Source organism: Streptococcus sp. NSSLK0004 (assembly GCF_059039125.1).
Genome location: NZ_CM180142.1, coordinates 1,921,667 through 1,942,241, shown reverse-complemented (window position 1 = coordinate 1,942,241; position 20,575 = coordinate 1,921,667). Strand labels below are relative to the sequence as shown.

General features: G+C 41.2%; 17 protein-coding genes and 1 pseudogene. 11 read left to right on the top strand and 7 right to left on the bottom strand.

Annotation, left to right across the window (positions count from 1 at the left end):
- Positions 1-21 precede the first annotated feature (21 nt).
- The 10 genes and pseudogenes from AC4CS8_RS09910 to nrdI all read left to right on the top strand — a co-directional run bounded on the left by AC4CS8_RS09910 (position 22) and on the right by nrdI (position 10,522).
- Entirely contained in the window at positions 22-501 is a 480-nt protein-coding gene (locus AC4CS8_RS09910) for a GtrA family protein (protein ID WP_222291129.1), read from the top strand.
- A gap of 152 nt (positions 502-653) precedes the next feature.
- Positions 654-3,053, top strand: a complete 2,400-nt coding sequence (locus AC4CS8_RS09905) for a glycoside hydrolase family 3 C-terminal domain-containing protein (RefSeq protein WP_493893008.1) — start codon at positions 654-656, stop codon at positions 3,051-3,053.
- A gap of 45 nt (positions 3,054-3,098) precedes the next feature.
- Positions 3,099-4,112 carry a glycosyltransferase family 2 protein gene (locus AC4CS8_RS09900; protein WP_493893007.1) on the top strand — a complete coding sequence of 338 codons (1,014 nt, stop codon included), beginning with the start codon at positions 3,099-3,101 and terminating at the stop codon, positions 4,110-4,112.
- 89 nt (positions 4,113-4,201) lie between these two features.
- Entirely contained in the window at positions 4,202-4,780 is a 579-nt protein-coding gene (locus AC4CS8_RS09895; RefSeq protein WP_493893006.1) for a polyphosphate polymerase domain-containing protein, read from the top strand.
- On the top strand, positions 4,761-5,447 hold the full coding sequence (locus AC4CS8_RS09890; protein ID WP_493893005.1) for a DUF4956 domain-containing protein: 687 nt from the start codon (positions 4,761-4,763) through the stop codon (positions 5,445-5,447). Before AC4CS8_RS09895 ends, AC4CS8_RS09890 begins: the two co-directional genes overlap by 20 nt.
- A gap of 158 nt (positions 5,448-5,605) precedes the next feature.
- Complete coding sequence (locus AC4CS8_RS09885; RefSeq protein WP_493893004.1) at positions 5,606-6,517, top strand: aldo/keto reductase; 912 nt, start codon at positions 5,606-5,608, stop codon at positions 6,515-6,517.
- 247 nt (positions 6,518-6,764) lie between these two features.
- Positions 6,765-7,088, top strand: a pseudogene (locus tag AC4CS8_RS09880) (GNAT family N-acetyltransferase); the annotation flags it as partial.
- Positions 7,089-7,315: 227 nt separating this feature from the next.
- Entirely contained in the window at positions 7,316-9,067 is a 1,752-nt protein-coding gene (gene aspS / locus AC4CS8_RS09875; protein WP_493893003.1) for an aspartate--tRNA ligase, read from the top strand.
- Entirely contained in the window at positions 9,054-9,992 is a 939-nt protein-coding gene (locus AC4CS8_RS09870) for a YitT family protein (protein ID WP_493893002.1), read from the top strand. The genes aspS and AC4CS8_RS09870 overlap by 14 nt, the downstream gene beginning before the upstream one ends.
- A gap of 77 nt (positions 9,993-10,069) precedes the next feature.
- Positions 10,070-10,522, top strand: coding sequence for a class Ib ribonucleoside-diphosphate reductase assembly flavoprotein NrdI (gene nrdI, locus AC4CS8_RS09865; protein ID WP_493893001.1), 453 nt, complete (start codon positions 10,070-10,072; stop codon positions 10,520-10,522).
- 81 nt (positions 10,523-10,603) lie between these two features.
- On the opposite strand, the gene pulA is transcribed toward nrdI, so the two are convergent.
- From pulA to AC4CS8_RS09835, 6 genes are all read right to left on the bottom strand, one after another.
- On the bottom strand, positions 10,604-12,652 hold the full coding sequence (pulA, locus tag AC4CS8_RS09860; RefSeq protein WP_493893000.1) for a type I pullulanase: 2,049 nt from the start codon (positions 12,650-12,652) through the stop codon (positions 10,604-10,606).
- 24 nt (positions 12,653-12,676) lie between these two features.
- Positions 12,677-13,660, bottom strand: a complete 984-nt coding sequence (locus AC4CS8_RS09855; protein ID WP_493892999.1) for a LacI family DNA-binding transcriptional regulator — start codon at positions 13,658-13,660, stop codon at positions 12,677-12,679.
- Positions 13,661-13,707: 47 nt separating this feature from the next.
- The gene (locus tag AC4CS8_RS09850; RefSeq protein ID WP_493892998.1) at positions 13,708-14,487 is read right to left on the bottom strand and encodes a hypothetical protein; all 780 of its coding nucleotides are present in this window, start codon (positions 14,485-14,487) and stop codon (positions 13,708-13,710) included.
- A 61-nt stretch (positions 14,488-14,548) separates the two neighbouring features.
- Positions 14,549-15,391, bottom strand: a complete 843-nt coding sequence (locus tag AC4CS8_RS09845; RefSeq protein ID WP_493892997.1) for a sugar ABC transporter permease — start codon at positions 15,389-15,391, stop codon at positions 14,549-14,551.
- Position 15,392: 1 nt separating this feature from the next.
- Positions 15,393-16,685: a sugar ABC transporter permease gene (locus AC4CS8_RS09840; protein WP_493892996.1), complete on the bottom strand. Its 1,293-nt coding sequence runs from the start codon at positions 16,683-16,685 to the stop codon at positions 15,393-15,395.
- 128 nt (positions 16,686-16,813) lie between these two features.
- The gene (locus AC4CS8_RS09835; RefSeq protein ID WP_493892995.1) at positions 16,814-18,058 is read right to left on the bottom strand and encodes an extracellular solute-binding protein; all 1,245 of its coding nucleotides are present in this window, start codon (positions 18,056-18,058) and stop codon (positions 16,814-16,816) included.
- Between the two features lie 309 nt (positions 18,059-18,367).
- Here AC4CS8_RS09835 and malQ point away from each other — a divergent pair, with 309 nt between their 5' ends.
- The gene (malQ, locus tag AC4CS8_RS09830; RefSeq protein WP_493892994.1) at positions 18,368-19,921 is read left to right on the top strand and encodes a 4-alpha-glucanotransferase; all 1,554 of its coding nucleotides are present in this window, start codon (positions 18,368-18,370) and stop codon (positions 19,919-19,921) included.
- A gap of 391 nt (positions 19,922-20,312) precedes the next feature.
- Here the strand turns inward: malQ and AC4CS8_RS09825 are convergent, their stop codons facing one another.
- Complete coding sequence (locus tag AC4CS8_RS09825; RefSeq protein ID WP_493892993.1) at positions 20,313-20,528, bottom strand: hypothetical protein; 216 nt, start codon at positions 20,526-20,528, stop codon at positions 20,313-20,315.
- Between the last annotated feature and the right edge of the window lie 47 nt (positions 20,529-20,575).

The following is a 20,575-nucleotide window of genomic DNA, read 5'->3' as shown; positions in this document are numbered from 1 at the left end:
CTTGTATTTCAAGGAGACCGTATGAAAGAATGGATTGCCAAACACCCAGACTTGTGGGAATTTATCAAGTTTAATGTGTTATCAAACGTTGCGACCATTACAAACTTCTGCGTTCTTTGGCTGTCAACCAATTTCCTCTTTACAGCCCTGTCAAGTCAGCCGTTTCACTGGTTTATCTTTCACTATTCCGTAGAAAATGGCGGTTTGAACGGCTTCCTCTCCTTCCTCTTGGCCTATGTAGCGGCACAGATTGTCAACTATATCGTCCAAAGGAAATTGGTCTTTGGAGCAGAAAATGATATTTCCAAAACCCTCCATTGGTATATCTTAACTGTTTTAGTTGCAGGTATTTTGTCCATCGTATTACCACCTTATACCACTCAACTCTTTACATCATGGGGCTTGAGTCTAGGTTGGGCACAAACAGCTGCCAACTGGGTCAATATCTTTGTACAAGTAGCTGTCAACTATCCGATGATGAAGTTTGTAATCATGAAATAAAAAGTGATGAAATCAATCTCCCTAGCCAATTTGACTGGGGAGATTTTTTATAACAAATTATGCCTAAAATAATGCAAATTATGAAGAATGCGTTTTAATTGTCTGATTCGTCTGATATGATAAGGGTAAAGAAATAGAATGAGGAATGTATCATGAAACATCAGGAGATTATTAACCGTTTAACACTAGCAGAAAAAGCTGCTCTTATGTCAGGAAAGTCTGTCTGGGAAACCAAAGACTACCTAGACAAAGGAATTCCGTCGATTTTTCTATCAGACGGACCGCATGGTATCCGTAAGCAAGAAGGGGAAGGAGATCACTTAGGTCTCAATGCTTCTGTTCCAGCAACCTGTTTTCCAACAGCTGCAACCCTCGCAAATTCATGGAATTTGGACTTGGTTGAGCGTGTTGGACAAGGCCTAGGTGCAGAAGCGAGTAGTCTAGGTGTTCATGTTATATTGGGACCAGGTCTCAACATTAAGCGAAATCCCCTTTGTGGTCGGAACTTTGAATACTATTCAGAGGATCCTTATCAGGCGGGCAAACTGGCGGCTGCAATGATTCGAGGTATCCAATCCCAAGGCGTTGCCGCAACTCCTAAACACTTTGCTGTTAACAGTCAAGAATTGCGTCGGATGGCTTCTGATTCGATTGTAGATGAACGCACCTTGCGTGAAATTTATTTAACTGGCTTTGAAATAGCAGTGCGTGAGGGTAATCCTAAGGCTATCATGTCTGCCTATAATAAAATCAATGGGATTTATGCAAATGAAGACAAGCGACTCTTGCGTGATATTCTTCGTGATGAATGGGGCTTTACAGGATTTGTTGTATCCGACTGGGGCGGTTCGAATGACCATGTTTTAGGAGTTGAAAGTGGTAGTCATTTGGAAATGCCTGGTACCATTACAGTTGGTCAAAAAGAAATTATAGATGCTGTAGAGTCTGGACGACTAGACGAGGCCGTTTTAGATGAGCGAGTGGATGAACTTTTAACTGTTGTCTTGGAATTGGCTCAGGCAGAGAAACAGTCAGTGGACTACGCAGCCCAGCATGTACTAGCTCACAAGGCTGCTGCAGAGAGCATTGTCCTTTTGAAGAATGACCAAGGCATTCTCCCGATCTCTCCTGATAAGAAGGTTGCAGTGATTGGTGAGTTTGCTCAAAATCCACGCTATCAGGGTGCTGGCTCCTCCCTTATCAACAGCAAGCAATTGGATACCGTGGTTGCTTGCCTGCCAGACTATGACTTGTCTGTGGTCGGATTTGCCCAAGGCTACCAACGGCTTGATCAAGAGGATCAGAAGCTCTTGACAGAAGCTGTCAACCTGGCAAAAGAAGCAGACCTTGTCCTGCTCTATCTAGGTTTGGACGAAATGGGAGAGAGTGAAGGTTTGGATAGAAGTCACCTCAGCCTACCTAAAAATCAACTGCAGTTGCTAGAAAGTTTACAGGCTGTCAACCCGCAGATTGTGGTGGTATTGTCAGCGGGAGCGGTTGTGGATATGGCTTGGGACAGTCAAGTTCCAGCTGTTCTCCATTCCTACTTGGGTGGTCAGGCAGGTGCTCGGGCGAGTCTGGATGCCTTGACAGGTCGTGTCAACCCGTCTGGGAAGTTGAGTGAAACCTACCCACATGCCTTGTCGGATATTCCGTCTTCCAAAGACTTCCCGGCAAGAGAAGAACACGCCTATTACCGCGAAGGACTGTATGTGGGCTATCGCTACTTTACAAGTGCGGGCAAGGCTGTCAAGTATCCATTTGGATTCGGCCTGTCCTATACAACTTTCAACTACAGCAATCTACGTGTGCAGCCAGACGGTCTGGAACTCACCGTGACCAATACTGGTCAGCGAGCAGGGGCAGAAGTTGTTCAGCTCTACGTTGGTAAGGAAGACAGTCAGATTTTCCGTCCGGTGCGTGAACTGAAAGGCTTTGCAAAAGTGTATCTGGAAGCAGAGGAGAGCCAGCAAGTTTTCATTGCCTTTGATGATAAGACCTTCCGCTATTTCAATACCCTCACTAATCAGTTTGAAGAAGAAGCAGGCACCTATCAGCTTTATGTAGGTGCTAGCAGTCAAGATATTCGTCTGGTTGGTGAAATCGAAAGAGCTGGGACAAGTGATCAATTCCCAGATTATAGCAATCTTCCAAGTTACTGGTCTGCACAAGTAACCACGGTGTCTGATAAAGAATTCTCGCATTTGCTTGGCAGGGACTTACCAAAAGAAACTTGGCAAATTGGGCAGGCACTAAGTCTCAATGACCCACTGTCTAAAATGCAGTATGCCAAAAGTGGACTAGCCCGCTTGGTTTATAAAATTCTGCGTAACTTACTTCAGCAAGCAGAGAAAAAAGGGAAACCAGATCTCAATCTACTTTTCCTTTATAATATGCCTTTTCGTGCTATTGCAAAAATGACGGGAGACGGCATTGACTTACCGATGGTTGAAGGAATACTAACCATGGTAAATGGACATTTCTTCAAAGGTTTGAATCAAGTCCTTAAGGCATTCAAGGCAAAAAGACAATACCAAAAGCAACTTTCCTAAAAATGTGATAAAATAGTAACAAATTGTGTCAAAACGGAGAGAAAGATGACCTTATTAACCATTGCTATTCCTAGCTATAATGCTCAAGATTACCTTCATTACTGCGTGCATTCACTCGTTATCGGAGGGGACTTGGTCGAGGTTTTGATTATCAATGACGGATCCAGTGATCAGACTCAAGCTATTTCCGAAGATTTGGCCGCTCGTTTCTCAAATGTCCGTGCCATCTATCAGGAGAATAAGGGGCATGGTGGAGCAGTTAATACAGGGATTCGCGAGGCTAAGGGCAAGTATTTCAAAGTAGTGGATTCAGATGACTGGGTAGATAGCAGAGCCTATCTGAAAATCTTGGAAAGACTCCAAGTCTTGGAAGAGAAAAACACCCCTGTTGATGCCTTTATTTCTAACTTTGTCTATGAAAAAGAAGGACAATCACGGAAAAAATCCATGTCTTATCAAAATGTCCTACCAGAAAATCAGATATTTGGTTGGGAGGATGTAGGTGCTTTTTCTAAAGGGCAGTACATGATGATGCACTCTCTGATTTACAGAACCGAACTGTTGAGAGAAGTAGGTTTAGAATTACCAGAACATACTTTTTATGTCGATAATATCTTCGTCTTTACTCCCTTGCAGGCTGTGCAGACCATGTATTACCTACCAGTAGATTTTTACCGCTACTTTATTGGACGAAACGATCAGTCTGTCAACGAATCCGTTATGATCAAGCGGATTGACCAGCAGATTAAAGTCAATAAAATCTTGGTGGATAATCTAGATTTAGATACCTTGGCTAATCCTGATTTGCGGAGTTACTTGCTTAATCATGTGGAGATTACGACCATCATCTCCTGTGCTCTTCTAAATCGTGGTGGAACAGCTGAACACATGATGAAAAAACAGGAACTCTGGCATTATATCCGTGATAACAATCCAGCTTTATTTAAAATTGTTCGAAATGGACTTCTAGGCCAATTGACGAATCTTTACGGTTATCCAGGTCGAAAAATTTCTAATGCAGTCTATAAGATTGCTAAAAGAATTTATGGTTTTAACTAAAACTCAGTTTCGGCTGAGTTTTTTTCTTGTTTCAATGTTAGCTATGGACCTGTCTGCTAAAAATAAGTAACGGTACAAGCCAGTATCAGATGATTCAGGACTCAGCAGATCGTTTGTGGAAACGTGAGAAAATTCGTATGCGGACCTATGATGCTCATCCAACTCCAAATAGTCAAGTCTTCTTAGAAATCAAGAAGAAAGAAGAGGGAATTGGATTGAAGGATAGGCTGACCTCCAAGCCAAATTCTGTTTTGAAGTTTATGAGCCACAATCTAGTAGATGAAACCATTAGTAATCCAGTATTATTGGAAACAATGGCAGAGCTACGTGAGCGTTATGGTAAGATTGAGCCGATGATGTATATTTATTATGATCGTTTTTCAATGAAGGGACTTGAAGATAGGGAGGTTCGTATCACGATTGACCAAAATATTCTCTACCGTCATTATGATGTGGATTTGTTTGCAGGAAAATATGGCTATCCATTATTAGATGATAATCAGGTTATTATGGAAATCAAGGTACCTGAAACCTATCCAGACTGGCTTCAAGCAATTATTGATAAATATGGTCTGGAGCGCGTGTCATTTTCAAAATATGGGACAGCGCACCGTAAGTTAGTAGAAAGTCAAGAAGAGGACATTATTTTTGAAAGAGCAATTGTTTAAAAGTATCTTTGAAACAAATACTGGCCCTGCAGAACCATCTATGCTGGCAACCAGTTTAGTGGTTAGCTTGATACTAGGTCTAGTTATTGCAGTCGTTTATAAATACAAGACCTTGTATTCTAAGAAATTTGTGATTACCTTGACCGTTCTCCCGGTTCTTATGACCATGATTATTTTTATGGTCAACGGAAACTTGGGGACCAGTGTGGCGATTGCGGGTACCTTTGGAATGATTCGTTTTCGTTCAGCAGCAGGCGGAGCTAAGGAGCTCTTGATGGTCTTTATTGCCACAGGGATAGGTTTGGCTTGTGGTATGGGATTTATCATCCTAGCTGCCCTTTTCACCATCTTTGTTTGTCTCGTTTTGCTGATTTTGGAAAATTCTTCCTTTACAGCAGTTAGCCAGACTAGACGGAATATCACGATTCGAGTACCTAGGGAATTGGATTATGAATTGCTATTTGAAGCGACTTTTATCAATACTTGTAAGTATGTAGAGTTGGTTAGCATTAAGAATATTAAAAAGAGTAATAGCTTGGAATTGCCCTACAATGTTGATTTAGATTCGAGTTTCTCAGACAAACAAGTGATTGACACCTTGTTAAGTATCAGTGATTCCATCGAAATTAGTATCAGTAAGCTGGCACAGAAGAAAAAAACCTTGTAAAAGAGCATTGCTAACAGGAGATTGGTTAATTTTTTCTCACTAGTGTATTAGAAATTAGTTGACTAGGATACCTGGGAATAATTTTAAAAATAGAGAGGTTAGGACTTTTGTCCCAACCTTTTTTCGTATATAATGGTGTCAGAAAAGGAGTGATAGAAATGCAAGAATTAGGACAGACAGGTTTACAGGTCTCCCGCATTGCTTTGGGCTGTATGCGAATGGCGAATTTGACAGAGAAGGAAACCGCTAAAGTTCTGGATACAGTGGTTGGACAGGGAATCAATTTTTTTGACCATGCCGATATTTACAGTGGCGGTGAGTCAGAAATTCGCTTTGCTCAAGGGGCTAAAATCGCAGGTATCAAACGGGATAATATTTTCCTCCAATCAAAATGCGGTATCCGTAAGGGCTATTTTGATTTTTCAAAAGACTATATTTTGGAGTCTGTGGACGGTATTCTCAAGCGGTTAGACACAGATTATTTGGACGTCCTTGCCCTGCACCGACCTGATGCCCTTATGGAAGCTGAAGAGGTGGCAGAAGCTTTCTATCACTTGAAAAAAGCAGGTAAAGTTCAGCACTTTGGAGTCAGCAATCAAAATATATATCAGATGGAGTTGTTGCAGTCCTATCTAGACCAGCCGCTTGCGGTCAATCAACTGCAACTATCCCCTGCTCACACTCCTCTGATTGATGCAGGGCTGCATGTCAACATGAAAGATGATGCGGCAACCATGCGAGATGGAGGACTGCTTGATTATTGTCAGTTGAAAAAAATCACCATTCAAGCCTGGTCACCTTTCTTGATTGATTTGCAAAGAGGTATTTTTGCTAATCACCCAGGCTATGCTTCTTTGAATCAGACCATTAGCGAAATAGCAGAGCGGTACAATGTTTCACATGAAACAATCGTAGTGGCATGGATATTGCGACATCCAGCTAAAATCCAGACCATTGTTGGCTCTATGAATCCAGAACGTTTAACAAGAATTGCTCAGGCAAACAAGATTAGTTTGACACGTCCAGAATGGTATGAAATATATAAAAGTGCAGGAAACATTTTACCTTAGGAGGCAACCGTGCAGTGGGAAATAAAAGCATTTGAACAACTAAGTTTACAAGAACTTTACAGTATCTTGACACTCAGAACGGATGTATCAGTCTCTTAGTTTTTCTTTTATTACTTCGACGAATGAGGAAACTTCGTTTCCTTATTTCCAACTTCAAATAATCAACGATTATTTGAACTCGCTTTACCGTACTTTAGTACAGCTTACAGCTCGTTTCCTTGTACTAAAAGTAAACTAAAAGACTTAATTTTTAATTGAAAAAGCCTGTCCCTATCCTGAAGTAGATGGAAAGGACCCGGAGTGTTTTCATTTTTTGGGAATAGATAATGGCGAGCTTGTAGCCTACTTGCGAATATTGCCAGCTGGTCTGAGCTATGATGAAGTTTCTATTGGGCGTGTGGTGATCAAGCCAAGCCATCGTGGTAAGGGTCTAGGTAGACCAATGATGGAGCAGGCAATCAACTATATCGTTCAGGAATTGAAGGAAGGTCAGATTAAGATTGGAGCTCAAGCCTATTTGGAAGACGACATCCCTCATCTGGATATGTTGTATCAAAAACCAGCTTTATAAGGCTGATTTTTAAAAATAAGTAAAGTGTTTGATAGAAAAGGTGGTTTTTGAGGGATACTGATAGTATGTTGGAAAAAAAACGAACGACGAGTGGCTGAAAAACTAACCTAAGATAGAAGTGCTGGGCTGCGAGTACAGGTTCTTAGATTTTTCTCGGTAATTTCCCCCAAAAATCAGCCAAATTATGGTAGAATGAATAGGTATAAAATCAGTAAAAGAGGAAGAAAATGAAACGTTCTATGTATGCTGGACGTGTTCGTAAAGAGCACATTGGACAAGAAATTACACTGAAAGGTTGGGTTGGTCGCCGCCGTGACTTAGGTGGCTTGATTTTCATCGACTTGCGTGACCGTGAGGGCATTATGCAGTTGGTGATCAATCCAGAGGTTGTAGCCAGCGATGTAATGGCAACTGCCGAAAGTCTTCGTAGTGAGTTTGTGATTGAAGTGACCGGAACAGTTGTGGCGCGTGAGCAAGCCAATGATAACATCCCAACAGGAGCTGTTGAATTGCAGGTAACTAACTTGACAGTTCTCAATACAGCTAAAACAACACCATTTGAAATCAAGGATGGCATTGAAGCAAGCGACGATACACGTCTCCGTTACCGTTATTTGGACCTTCGTCGCCCAGAAATGCTCAACAACTTTAAATTGCGTGCAGCTGTAACCCACAGCATTCGCAATTACTTGGATGATTTGGAGTTCATCGATGTAGAAACACCAATGTTGACCAAGTCAACACCAGAAGGTGCACGTGATTACTTGGTGCCTTCTCGTGTCTCCAAGGGACATTTCTATGCCCTTCCTCAAAGTCCACAGATTACCAAGCAGCTCTTGATGAACGCAGGTTTTGACCGTTACTACCAAATCGTTAAGTGTTTCCGTGATGAAGACTTGCGTGGTGACCGTCAACCAGAGTTTACACAAGTGGACTTGGAAACTTCCTTCTTGAACGAAGTTGAAATCCAGGATATTGTAGAAGGTTTGATTGCTAAGGTCTTGAAAGATACCAAAGGGATCGAATTGACCTTGCCATTCCCTCGTATGGCCTATGACCATGCCATGAATTTCTATGGTTCAGACAAGCCTGATACACGTTTTGACATGCTGTTACAAGACTTGACAGAAGTTGTCAAGGAAGTTGACTTTAAAGTCTTTTCTGAAGCACCTGTTGTCAAAGCTATTGTAGTCAAGGGTGCAGCAGATAGCTACTCACGCAAAGATATTGAAAAAATAACAGAATACGCAAAACAATTCGGTGCAAAAGGACTTGCTTGGGTCAAGGTTGACCAAGGTGAGCTGGCTGGGCCAGTTGCTAAGTTCTTGACAGGCATTGCAGCAAGATTGACAGAAAGTTTACAACTTGAGGACAAGGATTTGGTCCTGTTTGTAGCAGATGAATTGGAAGTTGCCAACAATACCTTGGGAGCCTTGCGTAACCGACTGGCCAAGGAACAAGGCTTGATTGATGAAAGCAAATTCAATTTCCTTTGGATTGTGGATTGGCCAATGTTTGAATGGTCAGAGGAAGAAGGACGCTATATGAGTGCCCACCACCCATTCACCTTACCAACGGAAGAAACGGCTCATCACTTGGATGGTGATTTGGCACAAGTACGTGCAGTTGCTTACGATATCGTCTTAAACGGTTATGAGCTTGGTGGAGGTAGTCTTCGTATTAACCAAAAAGAGATGCAAGAGCGGATGTTCAAAGCCCTTGGTTTCTCAGCGGAAGATGCCCATGAGCAATTCGGTTTCCTACTGGAAGCTATGGACTACGGTTTCCCACCACACGGTGGCTTGGCTATCGGTTTGGACCGCTTCGTGATGTTATTAGCAGGCGAGGACAACATTCGTGAAGTCATCGCCTTTCCGAAGAATAACAAGGCGTCTGATCCAATGACACAGGCTCCAAGTACAGTTGCATCAGCTCAATTAGAGGAACTAGCTTTAAATATTGAACTTGAAAATGAATAAATTTTTCAGAAAACAGCGAATACTCTTGTTAAGAAAGGCTAGAAAAAATAAATTCTGGTCGGTCATTTCGGGAATTTCTCGAGAAAAATATGCTGAACGGATATCGGGGTCCATTATTTATGGGCTCCTATCTAGTATTGCGGTCAATTTCTTCTTCCGTCCAGGAAATGTCTATTCATCAGGTGTAACAGGTCTTGCCCAGATTGTTTCTGCACTGGCAGCTTCTTATGCAGGCTGGGCTCTACCTATCGCGGTGGTATACTATGGTCTGAACGTTCCCTTGCTCATTTTGGCCTGGTACAAAATTGGTTATAAATTCACCATATTTACCTTTATTACAGTTTCCTTCAGTTCGCTCTTTATCCAATTCATGCCGCCAGTCACTCTGACAACAGACCCTTTGGTTAATGCTATTTTTGGTGGTCTTATGCTGGGAACTGGAATTGGCTTCGCTCTGAGGAATAATGTATCCAGTGGTGGTACAGACATTGTCTCTATCATCATTCGTAAGAAGACAGGCCGGCAAGTTGGTTCGATTTCCCTGATTGTCAATATTATGATTATGTTGATAGCAGGACTGACTTTTGGTTGGCCTTATGCACTTTATTCCATGGTTGCACTCTTTATATCCAGTCGAATGACAGACGCTATTTTCGTGAAACAAAAGCGGATGCAGGCCATGATTATCACCAATCAGCCAGAGAGAGTGATTAAGAAGATTCATAAGAAACTTAATCGTGGTGTGACCATTATCAATGGTGCTGAGGGTGCTTATAACCATGAACAAAAGACAGTTTTGATTACGATTATCACTCGTGCTGAGTTTAGCGATTTTAAGCAAATTATGAAAAAAGCAGATCCCCAAGCCTTTGTATCGGTAGCTGATAACGTCAATATTATTGGTCGTTTTGTGGAAAGTGAATAATTGACAAAGCACTAGATGTAGGAGTAAAATAATATTTACAATCTACATGTAGTGTTTTTATTATGAAGAGGGAATATATGAAGAAAATATACTTGGTTTATATTAGTTTGAGCGGCAATACAGAAAGTTTTGTCAAACGGTTGAAGTCTTTTTTTCAGTTTCAAACAGATTGGGAGATTGAATTAGTTCATGTCAAGGACTTGGTTAAGGAAGATATTCCCTTCTATCAGCTTGATGCGCCGTTTGTTGCTTTTCTACCTACCTATTTAGAAGGTGGAAATGGTGTTGATAACGGGGATGTAGAGATTTTGACAAATCCTCTAGGAGATTTTATCGCTTTTGGGGACAATGTTAAATTTTGTCTGGGCGTCGTTGGCTCAGGCAATCGAAATTTTAATCACCAATATTGTTTAACTGCTAAGCAATATGCAGAGCGTTTCGGTTTTCCAGTCATTGATAACTTTGAATTACGCGGTTTGCAGAATGATATTGAACGCATTGGTAAAAAGATTATAGCCTTAGTCAACTAAACGATGGAGCTATGCTATGATGTATTACAATAAGAAAATACCTCTATTTTCAGAGGTATTTTCTTATTGTAATAGTATTTTTTAACCTTTTAAAATGCAGATGGTTTGTCCTGCTAAGGTTAGTTTTTCTTGATGAGGATTTGATACCTCTGGGTAAGAGAAGAGAATAGTTTTATCTTCTTCTTTTTCATAATTAAAGTCGCTGTCGGCAAAGTTGATAATGAATTGCAGAACTCCAGTTTCAGTAGTTACCTGATAACGAAGAACAAACTCTGTTAACCAGTAAAAATCACAGGATTTCTCAATACTGGAGTAGTCAGCATAGCTGAGCTCTGGGTGTTCTTTACGTAAGGCAATTAGAGATTTAATGTAGTCGATATGTTCTTGGTAACGTACTGCACGAGTCCAATCTAAGCGGTTGATGTCATCTGTTACATTGTAGGTGTTGTCAATTTCATCTTTTGTTCGGAAAAATTCCTGACCAGCATGGATGAAAGCTAATCCTTGTGAAACTAAGATGAGTTGAAGACCAAAGCTTGCAGCCCGCTTTTGCTGATGGTTAGACCAGTCAGGATTTTCTATATGAAAGTAGTCAAAGACAGTGGCATTATCATGGCATTCTAGATAGTTGAGTGACTGATTTGGTGAAAGGAAGTGGCTATAATGACTACCAGCTAAAAGATGTTGGATTTTTTCATGTAGATTCTTTTCAATCAATCGTTGTGGATTGAGCAGCAGTTTTTTGAAGGTGTCACGATAATCATCGTTGAAGAATCCAATTGCTTCCATTTGATCAGCATTGTACTGGTGAGCTAGTCTATCAAACTCTAAACCTGTCTCCATTTTCCAACCTTCGCCATAAAGATAGATGTTAGAATGAAGTTCTTTTAGTTCAGTAGCAATTTCATTCATGGTCTGGATATCCAAGATACCCATGAGGTCAAAACGAAAACCATCAAAGCCATAGAGCTTGGTCCATTGGCGGAGGGATTGCTTGATATAGTTGCGTACCATACTGCGCTCACTTGCTACATCGTTGCCACAGAAGGTTCCGTCTGTACGGAAGCCATCTTGATTGTAGCGGTAGAAATATCCAGGAACAATGCGTTCAAAAGCATATTCTTCTGCATGATAGACGTGGTTGTAGACGACGTCCATAATAACCGAAATATCCGCATCATGATAGGCTTGAATGGCTGTCTGTAGTTCACGAATGCGGGCGTAAGGGTCATCTGGCTGACTGGAGAAAGAACCCTCAGGAACATTGTATTGGACAGGATCGTAACCCCAATTATAGACAGCTTGAGGTTTCTTCTCATCCACACTTCCAAAATCATAGAGGGGAAGGAGTTGGATATGAGTCACTCCTAAATCTTTGATATAATCCATCCCCAATTTCATTCCATCAAGGACAGGCGATTCAGTTAGTCCAGCAAATTGACTACGGTGTTGAAAGCCAGCTTCTTTTTGTTGGGAAAAGTCACGAATACTCATCTCATAGATAATTGCTTGTGAGATAGGGAGTTGTGTTTTTGCGCGACGAGGAGTCGCTAATTTATTAAGATCGATGATATAACTATCACCAGAGTTGGCTTTTGATGAAAGAGCATAGGGATCATGGACAGCAACCCACTGGCCATTGACTTTATGCAAATAATGGTAGGATTGTCCTTCTAAATCCCCTGCTACCTGGGTTTGCCACACCCCTTTTTTTGTCAAAGTCATGGCATGAGGTTGACCTTCAATCACAACAAAGACAGCTTTGGAAATAGGTCCCCAAAACTTAAAAGAAGTCTGCTCAGGTCGGTAGCTAGCTCCCAAATCGTCTCCTGAATAGGTAAATTTTTTTTCAAATCGAGCAGATCGGACAATCGCTCCGTAACCTAATTCTACAGCATTGCGATCCTGGTCATAGACAAGGTAATCTGTTTCTAAATTTAGTGCATGTAAGCTAGTCAAGTAGTAAATGACTTCACAGTCTGTCTCTAGACGAGAATGGATAGACAGCTCTTCTTCATTGTCAGAGCTTTCCAATGTAAAGGTCATGGAATCGCAATCAAATCGCTTTTCCATGACCAGACGAATCGTTGCATCATCGTCAAGAAATGTTTGAAATTCACGTAGTGCCATGAGCCAAAAGGCTCCTTTCTAAGATTAAAGTTCTGTAATAGTATGAGGGATAACCCGACGGTAGCACACCTGCTTACCGTCTTTGCTATCGGCAATAATTTGGTGAAGAGTATTGAAGGCTACACGTCCTAGTTTTATTGCATGAACATCAACGTAGGCTTCAATATCTAATTTTGGTTTGACAGAGTCAAAAGAAATGACCGGCAGTTTGATTCCAACTTCGTTGAGGTACTTGACAATACCTTCGGCTACCATAGTATCTGTCGTTACGATAGCATCAATCTCCTGTTTAAGTAATTTTTTAGAGATTTTATAAGAGCTGTCTTCCAAAAGGAAGCCAGATACAAACTTAACCTTATTTTCATCTAAAGAGATATTATGTGATTTTAGAGCATTTTTATAGCCTTGATAACGGTCTTGAGATACAACCAATTCTTTGTTACCAGCTACAAATCCGATATTCTTATAACCTTGGTTAATGAAGTAGGTAGTCGCTTCAAATCCCGCTTGAATATTGTCGTTATCAACTAGAGAGACAAAAGGGGAGGCAGCCTTCCCTAAAATGAGGAATGGAAAATTGTGCTGAATAGCTAGTTGAACCACGGGATCGTCTGGTTTGGAGTAAAGAAAAATCAATCCGTCAACTCGTTTACCATAGACCATTTGGGAAATAGCTTCTAAACGTTGCTCCTCGTTTTTCCCAGTGCTAATCTGAATGGCGTAATTATAGTCGGCAGCTACTTGGGCAATTCCTCGTAGTGCTGTTGGAAAGAAGGGGTTTTGATAGAAGACATCCGAATCATCTGGCAAAACTAGTCCAATAACTTGTGTATAGCTGGAAACCAAACTTCGCGCATTGAGATTTGGGTGGTAGTTAAGTTCTTGCATAGCCTTTCGTACTGTATCTTTGGTTTTTCGGCTAATAGCAGAGCTGTTTTGAATGACCCGTGTAACAGTTGATGGAGAAACTCCAGCCAACTTAGCGACGTCTTTAATAGTGGCACGCATACAAACCTCCTAATCCTTTCTAAGATAAAATGGAATGATAGACAATCTTATTCGTCCCTAAATCGTGTTTTGAAAAAGACCCAAATCAAGATTAGTACAAAGCAAATATTTTGCACTGTCAGAACGGTTGTGACAGGTTGACCAAAAATCCCAATCAAACAAGCAATCAAGGTTGGTAATCCCAAACAGTTAAGAGAGAGATTATAGGCTTCCTTGAAGGAACCGATTTGGAAGAAGCGAGACTTCTTGGTTAAAAAGAGGAAGAAACTAGCCCCTAACAAGATAAAGAGAAAATTGGTTGCTAAAATCACAGCAGAGACTAGGGTAATAGACAAACTAATCAGCAGGCGATTGCTATTAAACCAGCCTTGAGAGATACTTGCAGTTAGGTTAGATTTGCTATCGAAGCTGGAAGTTGCAAAACTATCGTAAGACAATTCTGTCAAAATATCACTTCCTTTGCGGATGATAAGCTGATTTTGAGCAAATTGGTAGGAAAAATCATTAGTATCGCTCACGCTATTCCCAAATGTTACTTGGTCATAGCTGGTAGTTCCGGTATAGCTGAACTGGCCATTTTCAATCCGAGCATATTGTTTCATATCAGCCACAACTTCGTCTGTTAGAGGAGAATACACCCCCTCTACAAAGTTTTCCATAGGATAGGTAGTTAACTCTAGGGGCTGCAAGGAAGCAGGAATGATTAAGAGGGAAATTAAGAAAATTGTTGTAAAAATACGTTGCCAAAGAGTCAAGATTTGGCGATTGGCAAAAATCTTTCTTGACTGAAAAATACTAGCAAAATAAGAAAAAGGATAAGGGAACATAAATCATTTCTTTCATAAATATTTCTGCTTCCCTTAAGAAAAGGGAAAAGGTGGGACAAGGTTACCCCTTGTCGCCACCACTTGTTAAACCTGATACAAAGTTCTTTTGTAGGAAGAAGAACAAGATACAGATTGGAAGGGCAATCAGAATTGCACCTGCTGAGAAGTAAGCAATCTTCAAGTTTTTCACATCGCTGATGAAGGTTTGAAGACCAACGGCAACTGTATAGAATTCTTTCTCACGAAGCAAGAATTTGGATAGGATGTAATCTCCAAAAGGTCCCATGAAGGCCCAGAGTGCTTGTACCGCAATCATAGGACGAACAAGAGGGAGAACGATTTGCCAGAAACGTCTGAAGTGACCAGCACCGTCTAGTTTTGCAGATTCATCGAGGGAAATTGGCACCGTATCGAAGTAACCTTTCATGAGCCAAGCATTCATTGGGATACCACCACCGACATAGAGGAAGATGAGGAACCAGCTTTGGTTGAGTGCATTGAGCATGAGGGCCATAACGAAGAAGGCAGTAAGAGCTGCCATGGTTGGCACCATTTGAATAATTAAGAAGAAGACCAAACTCTGCTTACGAGCTAAGAAGTTGTAACGGCTATAAGCGTAACCTGCAAGGACTACGATGCTGGTCTGAACAGTCATGGTAATCAAGGCGATAATCAAGGTATTGAGGTACCAAGTGCCGTAGAGGGTTTCACTAAAGAGTTTACTGAAGTTTTCAAGGGTAAAGTTGACATTGCCGTCTAACTTGAAAGCCACCACGTTACCAGACTTGAAGGCAGATAAAATCGTAATCAAGAGTGGGTAAATGATGATAACCGAAAGGGTAATCAAGTAGAGATAGGTTAAAGTCTGGTTAAGACGACGTCTAAATTTTACAGATAATTTCATTTTACACGTCCTCCATTTCAAAGGCATTTAGTTTCTTGAAGGCAATCATGGAAATACTGATGACAATCATTGAGATAATCAGCGTAACCGCTGCTGCCATTGAATACTGCGGAGCAGTACCAGTTGTCAACTTATAAATCCAAGAAATTAGGATATCAGTTGAACCAGCTCCACCACCGACACTACCAGGACCACCGTTGTTGAATAGGTAGATAATAGAGAAGTTGTTGAAGTTGAAGGTGTATTGGCTGATAAGAGTTGGAGCAGCTACCGCCAAAATCATTGGCAGGGTGATGCTACGGAATTTTTGAATCGGACTTGCACCGTCAATATAAGCTGCTTCGTACAAATCATTTGGAATAGACTGCAAAATACCCAAGGTCAATACGTAGATGTAAGGGAAACCAAGCCAAGCCTGCATCATGATGAGGGCAACCTTGGTCCAGAATGGGTCAGTTTTCCAAGGAATCAAGAAGTTATCGATAAATGGCAAGAATTTGCTCAAGAATGGCAATACTTGTGTGTTAATAGCACCGACACTATCGTTGAACATATTACTGAAAGTCAAGATAGTCACGAAAGCAGGTACAGCCCAAGGGAGCAAGAAGATAACACCGAAAATCCGTTTTCCTTTGATGAAAGGTTGGTTCGCAATAATCGCTGTCAAGATACCAATCACAATCTGAGCAGTTGACGCACAGAGGGCCCAGATAATGGTCCAAGACAAGACAGAACCAAAGGCTGCACGGAAAGTGCTCAATTTCCAGATATTTGTAAAGTTGGTCCAGCCTACCCAATCCAAGAGTGCTCCTGGTGGCAAATGTTGGAAGTCATAGTTGGTAAAGGCGATAAAAAGCGTTACAACAACAGGGAAGATAATTGCAAAAGTCATTGCAATGTAGGAAGGAATAATCAAGAGATATGGGAATCCATTCTCGTAAATTCCTTTAACCATATCCTTAAGGGAAGTCGCAACAGGAATACCTTCATTCCAACGTTTAGCTGTATCGCGAGCATCTTTCAAGTTCAAGGCGTAGAAAGCCAGATAAACGACGGTGATAATTAAGTGGAAGGAACCACGAATCAACATGAAGAGTGAATTATCACGACCGCGCATGTCTCCAAGTGTGACGAGGTTGTTAAGTTCACCCGATGCGATAGCTATAAAGTAAATTAGAAAAGCAACAGATACTCCTAAGAAGATATATCCTTTGGCTTTTTGCTTGTTATAAATCTGACCTAGGCCTGGGATAAGGGACAAGAGTAGTGCCTTACCTGGATTTTGTTTTGTCATCATAAAACTCCTTATTTGGTATGAGGGAGATAGAGTGCCAAATAATTCTATCTACTTCCTCTATTATAGCAAACAAGTCTGTATAAATAAAGAGGACTGGGAGACCAGTCCTGCTTTACTTACCATTATTATTCACCGTATTTTTGTGCAATGGTATCTTTGATCAACGCAACCGCATCAGTCGCAGCTGTTTTAGCGTCTTTAGCGCCACTTGCAGCTTCGAAGAGCATGTTACCAGCTGGTTCCCAAACAGTACTCATTTCAGAGATGTTTGGCATTGGTTGAGCTGATGTAAATTGGTTGATAACCGCAGTTGTCAATTCATCGTTTTTAGATACAGCATATTCACGTGCTTCTGTGTTAGCAGGAACTTCGTTTGTAGCATCGTAAAGTGCTTTTTGTTGGTCAGTAGAAGTTAGGTAGTCTACGAATTTTTGCGCCATTTCAGGGTTTTGAGAGCCTGTTGGAATTATCCAAGCTTTACCACCACCGAATGCAGCGTATTCTTTGCCATTTACAAGTGTAGGAATAGTTGCAACACCATAGTTCACACCTGCTTCTTTGTAAGATGCAGCTTTCCATGGGCCTTCGATGATTGCAGCAGCTTTACCTTCAGTAAATTGCGTATTGATCAAGTTGTTAGCAGCTGTCCCGTCTTGGAGACCTTGAGGCCATTTTTCGTACCAAGTTTTAGCGTATTCAATCGCTTTAACAGAACCATCGTTAGCAAGACCGACATCAGAGGCATCTGTACCGTTATCACCGAATACATAGCCACCGTAACCAGCTAACAAACCGTAAGTGTAGTAGAAGTTTGTCCAATCAGCCAAGAAAGCAGTTGTTTTACCATCTTCGCCTTCGAAAGCGTACTTGCTATCTTTAGCTAGTTCTTCCAATTCAGCAAATGTTTTTGGTGCTTCAGAAATCAAGTCTTTATTGTAGTAAAGAACAAGTGTTTCGATAACTGCTGGAGAACCGTAAGTTTTTCCGTCATTGGTAACAAGCGCAGTTGTTGTATCGTCGACTTTACTTGTTTCAGCGAGTTTGACTTCACTCAATTGTCCTTCTGATCCCAAGCTACCTACGCGATCGTATGGTGCCATCATCACGTCTGGAGCTGAGCCAGATTGGTTATCAAGGGACAAGTTGTCCAAACCAGTCAAAGCGTCACCAGTTTTTACGGTTACGTCAACGTCATTGTCTTTTTCAAATTCAGTTGCAGCAGCTTCGATGTATTCTTTGTAGCCTTCATCGACATAAACAGTCAATGTTTTACCTGCATCAGTAGAGTTTGATGAGTTTGAAGAGCAAGCTGCAAGAACAGCAGTTGAAGCTGCAAGAAGAGCAGCGCCTTTGAGCAATTTGTGTTTCATATTATTCCCTCCAAGAATAAAATTGATTGATATAACGTCGCATCAACGCAAACGTTTTCTTAAACTGTTATCATTATACACCAAAATGTATCCGCTTGCAAGTACTTTTCGTAAAAAATTTTAATTTTTTTTAGCGTATATCTCAAAATATATTTCCTACAATAGAAGAAAAATGAGAGGGAATAAGAAAAAATGTATGAAATGAACAAGAAACACTTGATTTGTTAGCGCTATCATTATATAATGGAACAAAGCAATCGTTTGCGTGTATTTTTTATATATTTTTTTAGAAAGAAATAGGGGAATATTATGAAAGAACGCCAAAGTGGTGTGTTGATGCACATCTCATCTCTACCAGGAAAATACGGCATTGGTTCCATGGGACAGGCTGCCTATGATTTTGTTGATTTCTTAGAAAGAACCAAGCAACGCTACTGGCAGATTTTGCCTTTAGGTACAACCAGTTATGGCGATTCGCCTTATCAATCATTTTCTGCTTTTGCAGGCAATACTCATTTTATTGACTTTGATTTTTTAATTGAAAAAGGCTGGTTGACAGAGGCAGATGTAGCAGGTATTGACTTTGGTGACAAGGATACAGAGGTTGATTATGCCAAGGTCTTTCATGGCCGTCGTCCTGTCTTAGAAAAGGCTGTGGCGAATATGAAGGCACAAGGCTTGCCAGAAGAATATGATGTCTTCTTGTGGGAAAATGGTTTTTGGTTGCACACTTTTGCGGAATACATGGCTATCAAGGAGCATTTTGACCTCAAACCTTGGACGGACTGGGAGGATCAGGGAGCTCGTTTGCGTTACCATGACACTTTGGAGTATTACCGTCATCTCTTGGCAGAACAGATGGATTACCACCGTATTACCCAATATTTATTCTTTAGCCAGTGGCATGCTTTGAAGGCTTACGCCAATGCCAAAGGGATCGAGTTTGTTGGAGATATGCCTATTTATATCGCTGCTGATTCTGCGGATATGTGGGCCAATCCTCATTTCTTCAAGACTGATGAAGAAGGGAAGCCGAGCGTGGTTGCAGGTTGTCCGCCAGATGCCTTTTCAGAAATCGGTCAGCTTTGGGGGAATCCTATCTACGACTGGGAAGCTATGAAGCATGACGGCTTCACTTGGTGGGTAGCCCGTTTAAGAGAATCCTTCAAGATTTACGACATGGTCCGTATCGACCACTTTATCGGTTTTGCTTCTTTCTGGGAAATTCCTGCCGGAGAAGAAACAGCTATCAATGGCTACCGTGTTGAAGCACCAGGTTTTGAACTTTTTGAAACCATCAAGTATCACTTGGGTGATTTGAACATCATTGCTGAAGATTTGGGGACTGTGACAGACAAGGTTATTCAACTGCGTGAAACGACCGGTTTCCCAGGCATGAAGGTCTTGCAGTTTGCCTTTGACCCTGAGGGTGACAGCATTGAAATGCCACACAACCACCGCAATAATGTCGTAGCTTATACAGGTACGCACGATAACGATACCATTCTTGGTTGGTATGAGAATGAAACGACCGAAGAATCACGTGACTTTTTAGACAAGTACAGCAATCGTCGTGATGATGAATCAATTAATCACGCCATGTTCCGTATGCTGTTCGGCTCTCCAGCCTTTATGGCTGTGGCTACCATGCAAGATTTGCTTGGTTTGGATGGATCAGCCCGTATGAACCTACCAAACACCCTCGGTGGCAACTGGACCTGGCGGATGACTGCTGACCAACTAACCCCAGCTATTGAAGCTGACTTGCTTGATTTGACAGTAACTTATCGACGTGAGAATGTTCTTGCAAAAGCTACTGAACAAGAAACTACAGAGGGAGAGAGAAAGAACTCAATCGGCTAAAAAAGAGTTCGTCTTCTCACCCCCCGCACAGTTGATTAGGTCAGATTTGGAGTATGAAATACGAACAAATCTGCCAATCAACCACTGCGCTGAGATGTTGATACGAACCCTGAGAAGCGAGACTGGACTTGAGCCCGGTCTCTTTTTGTAAAGGCTTGCGATATGTTTGGAGGATGAAGATTCAAGAATCGTAATCATCAATTGGTTTTTGGACTTTCCAATATCTTTCCTTAACATAAAAAATGCAACTCCTCTAAGTCTGACTTAGAGGAGTTGTTCTATAAGGACTATTCACTAATCATCATTTCCCTGTTCCCAGTATTTCTCCCAAGCAGACATGGCGTAGATAGTCAAGGAAGTGAAGATGGTAATAGATAGTAATTGTAGGATATCATTCATTATTGCTCACTCCTTTATGTTTCTGTTTACGAACGTAGAGCCAGTAGCTAATCCAGTAGTGGATGGTATAGAGTAGAGCGGCGACAAAGCTCCAGAAACCGATAGCAGCTAGGATATTAGCGAAGTCAGGGAAGAGAATTTTCACAAAAAGATAGAAGAGTAGGTATAGATATAGGTAAAGCCAGTAGTATTTTCTAAAATGTTTCATAACCATACCTCCATTAGTTTTGTTTTATTTATTATATCATATTAATA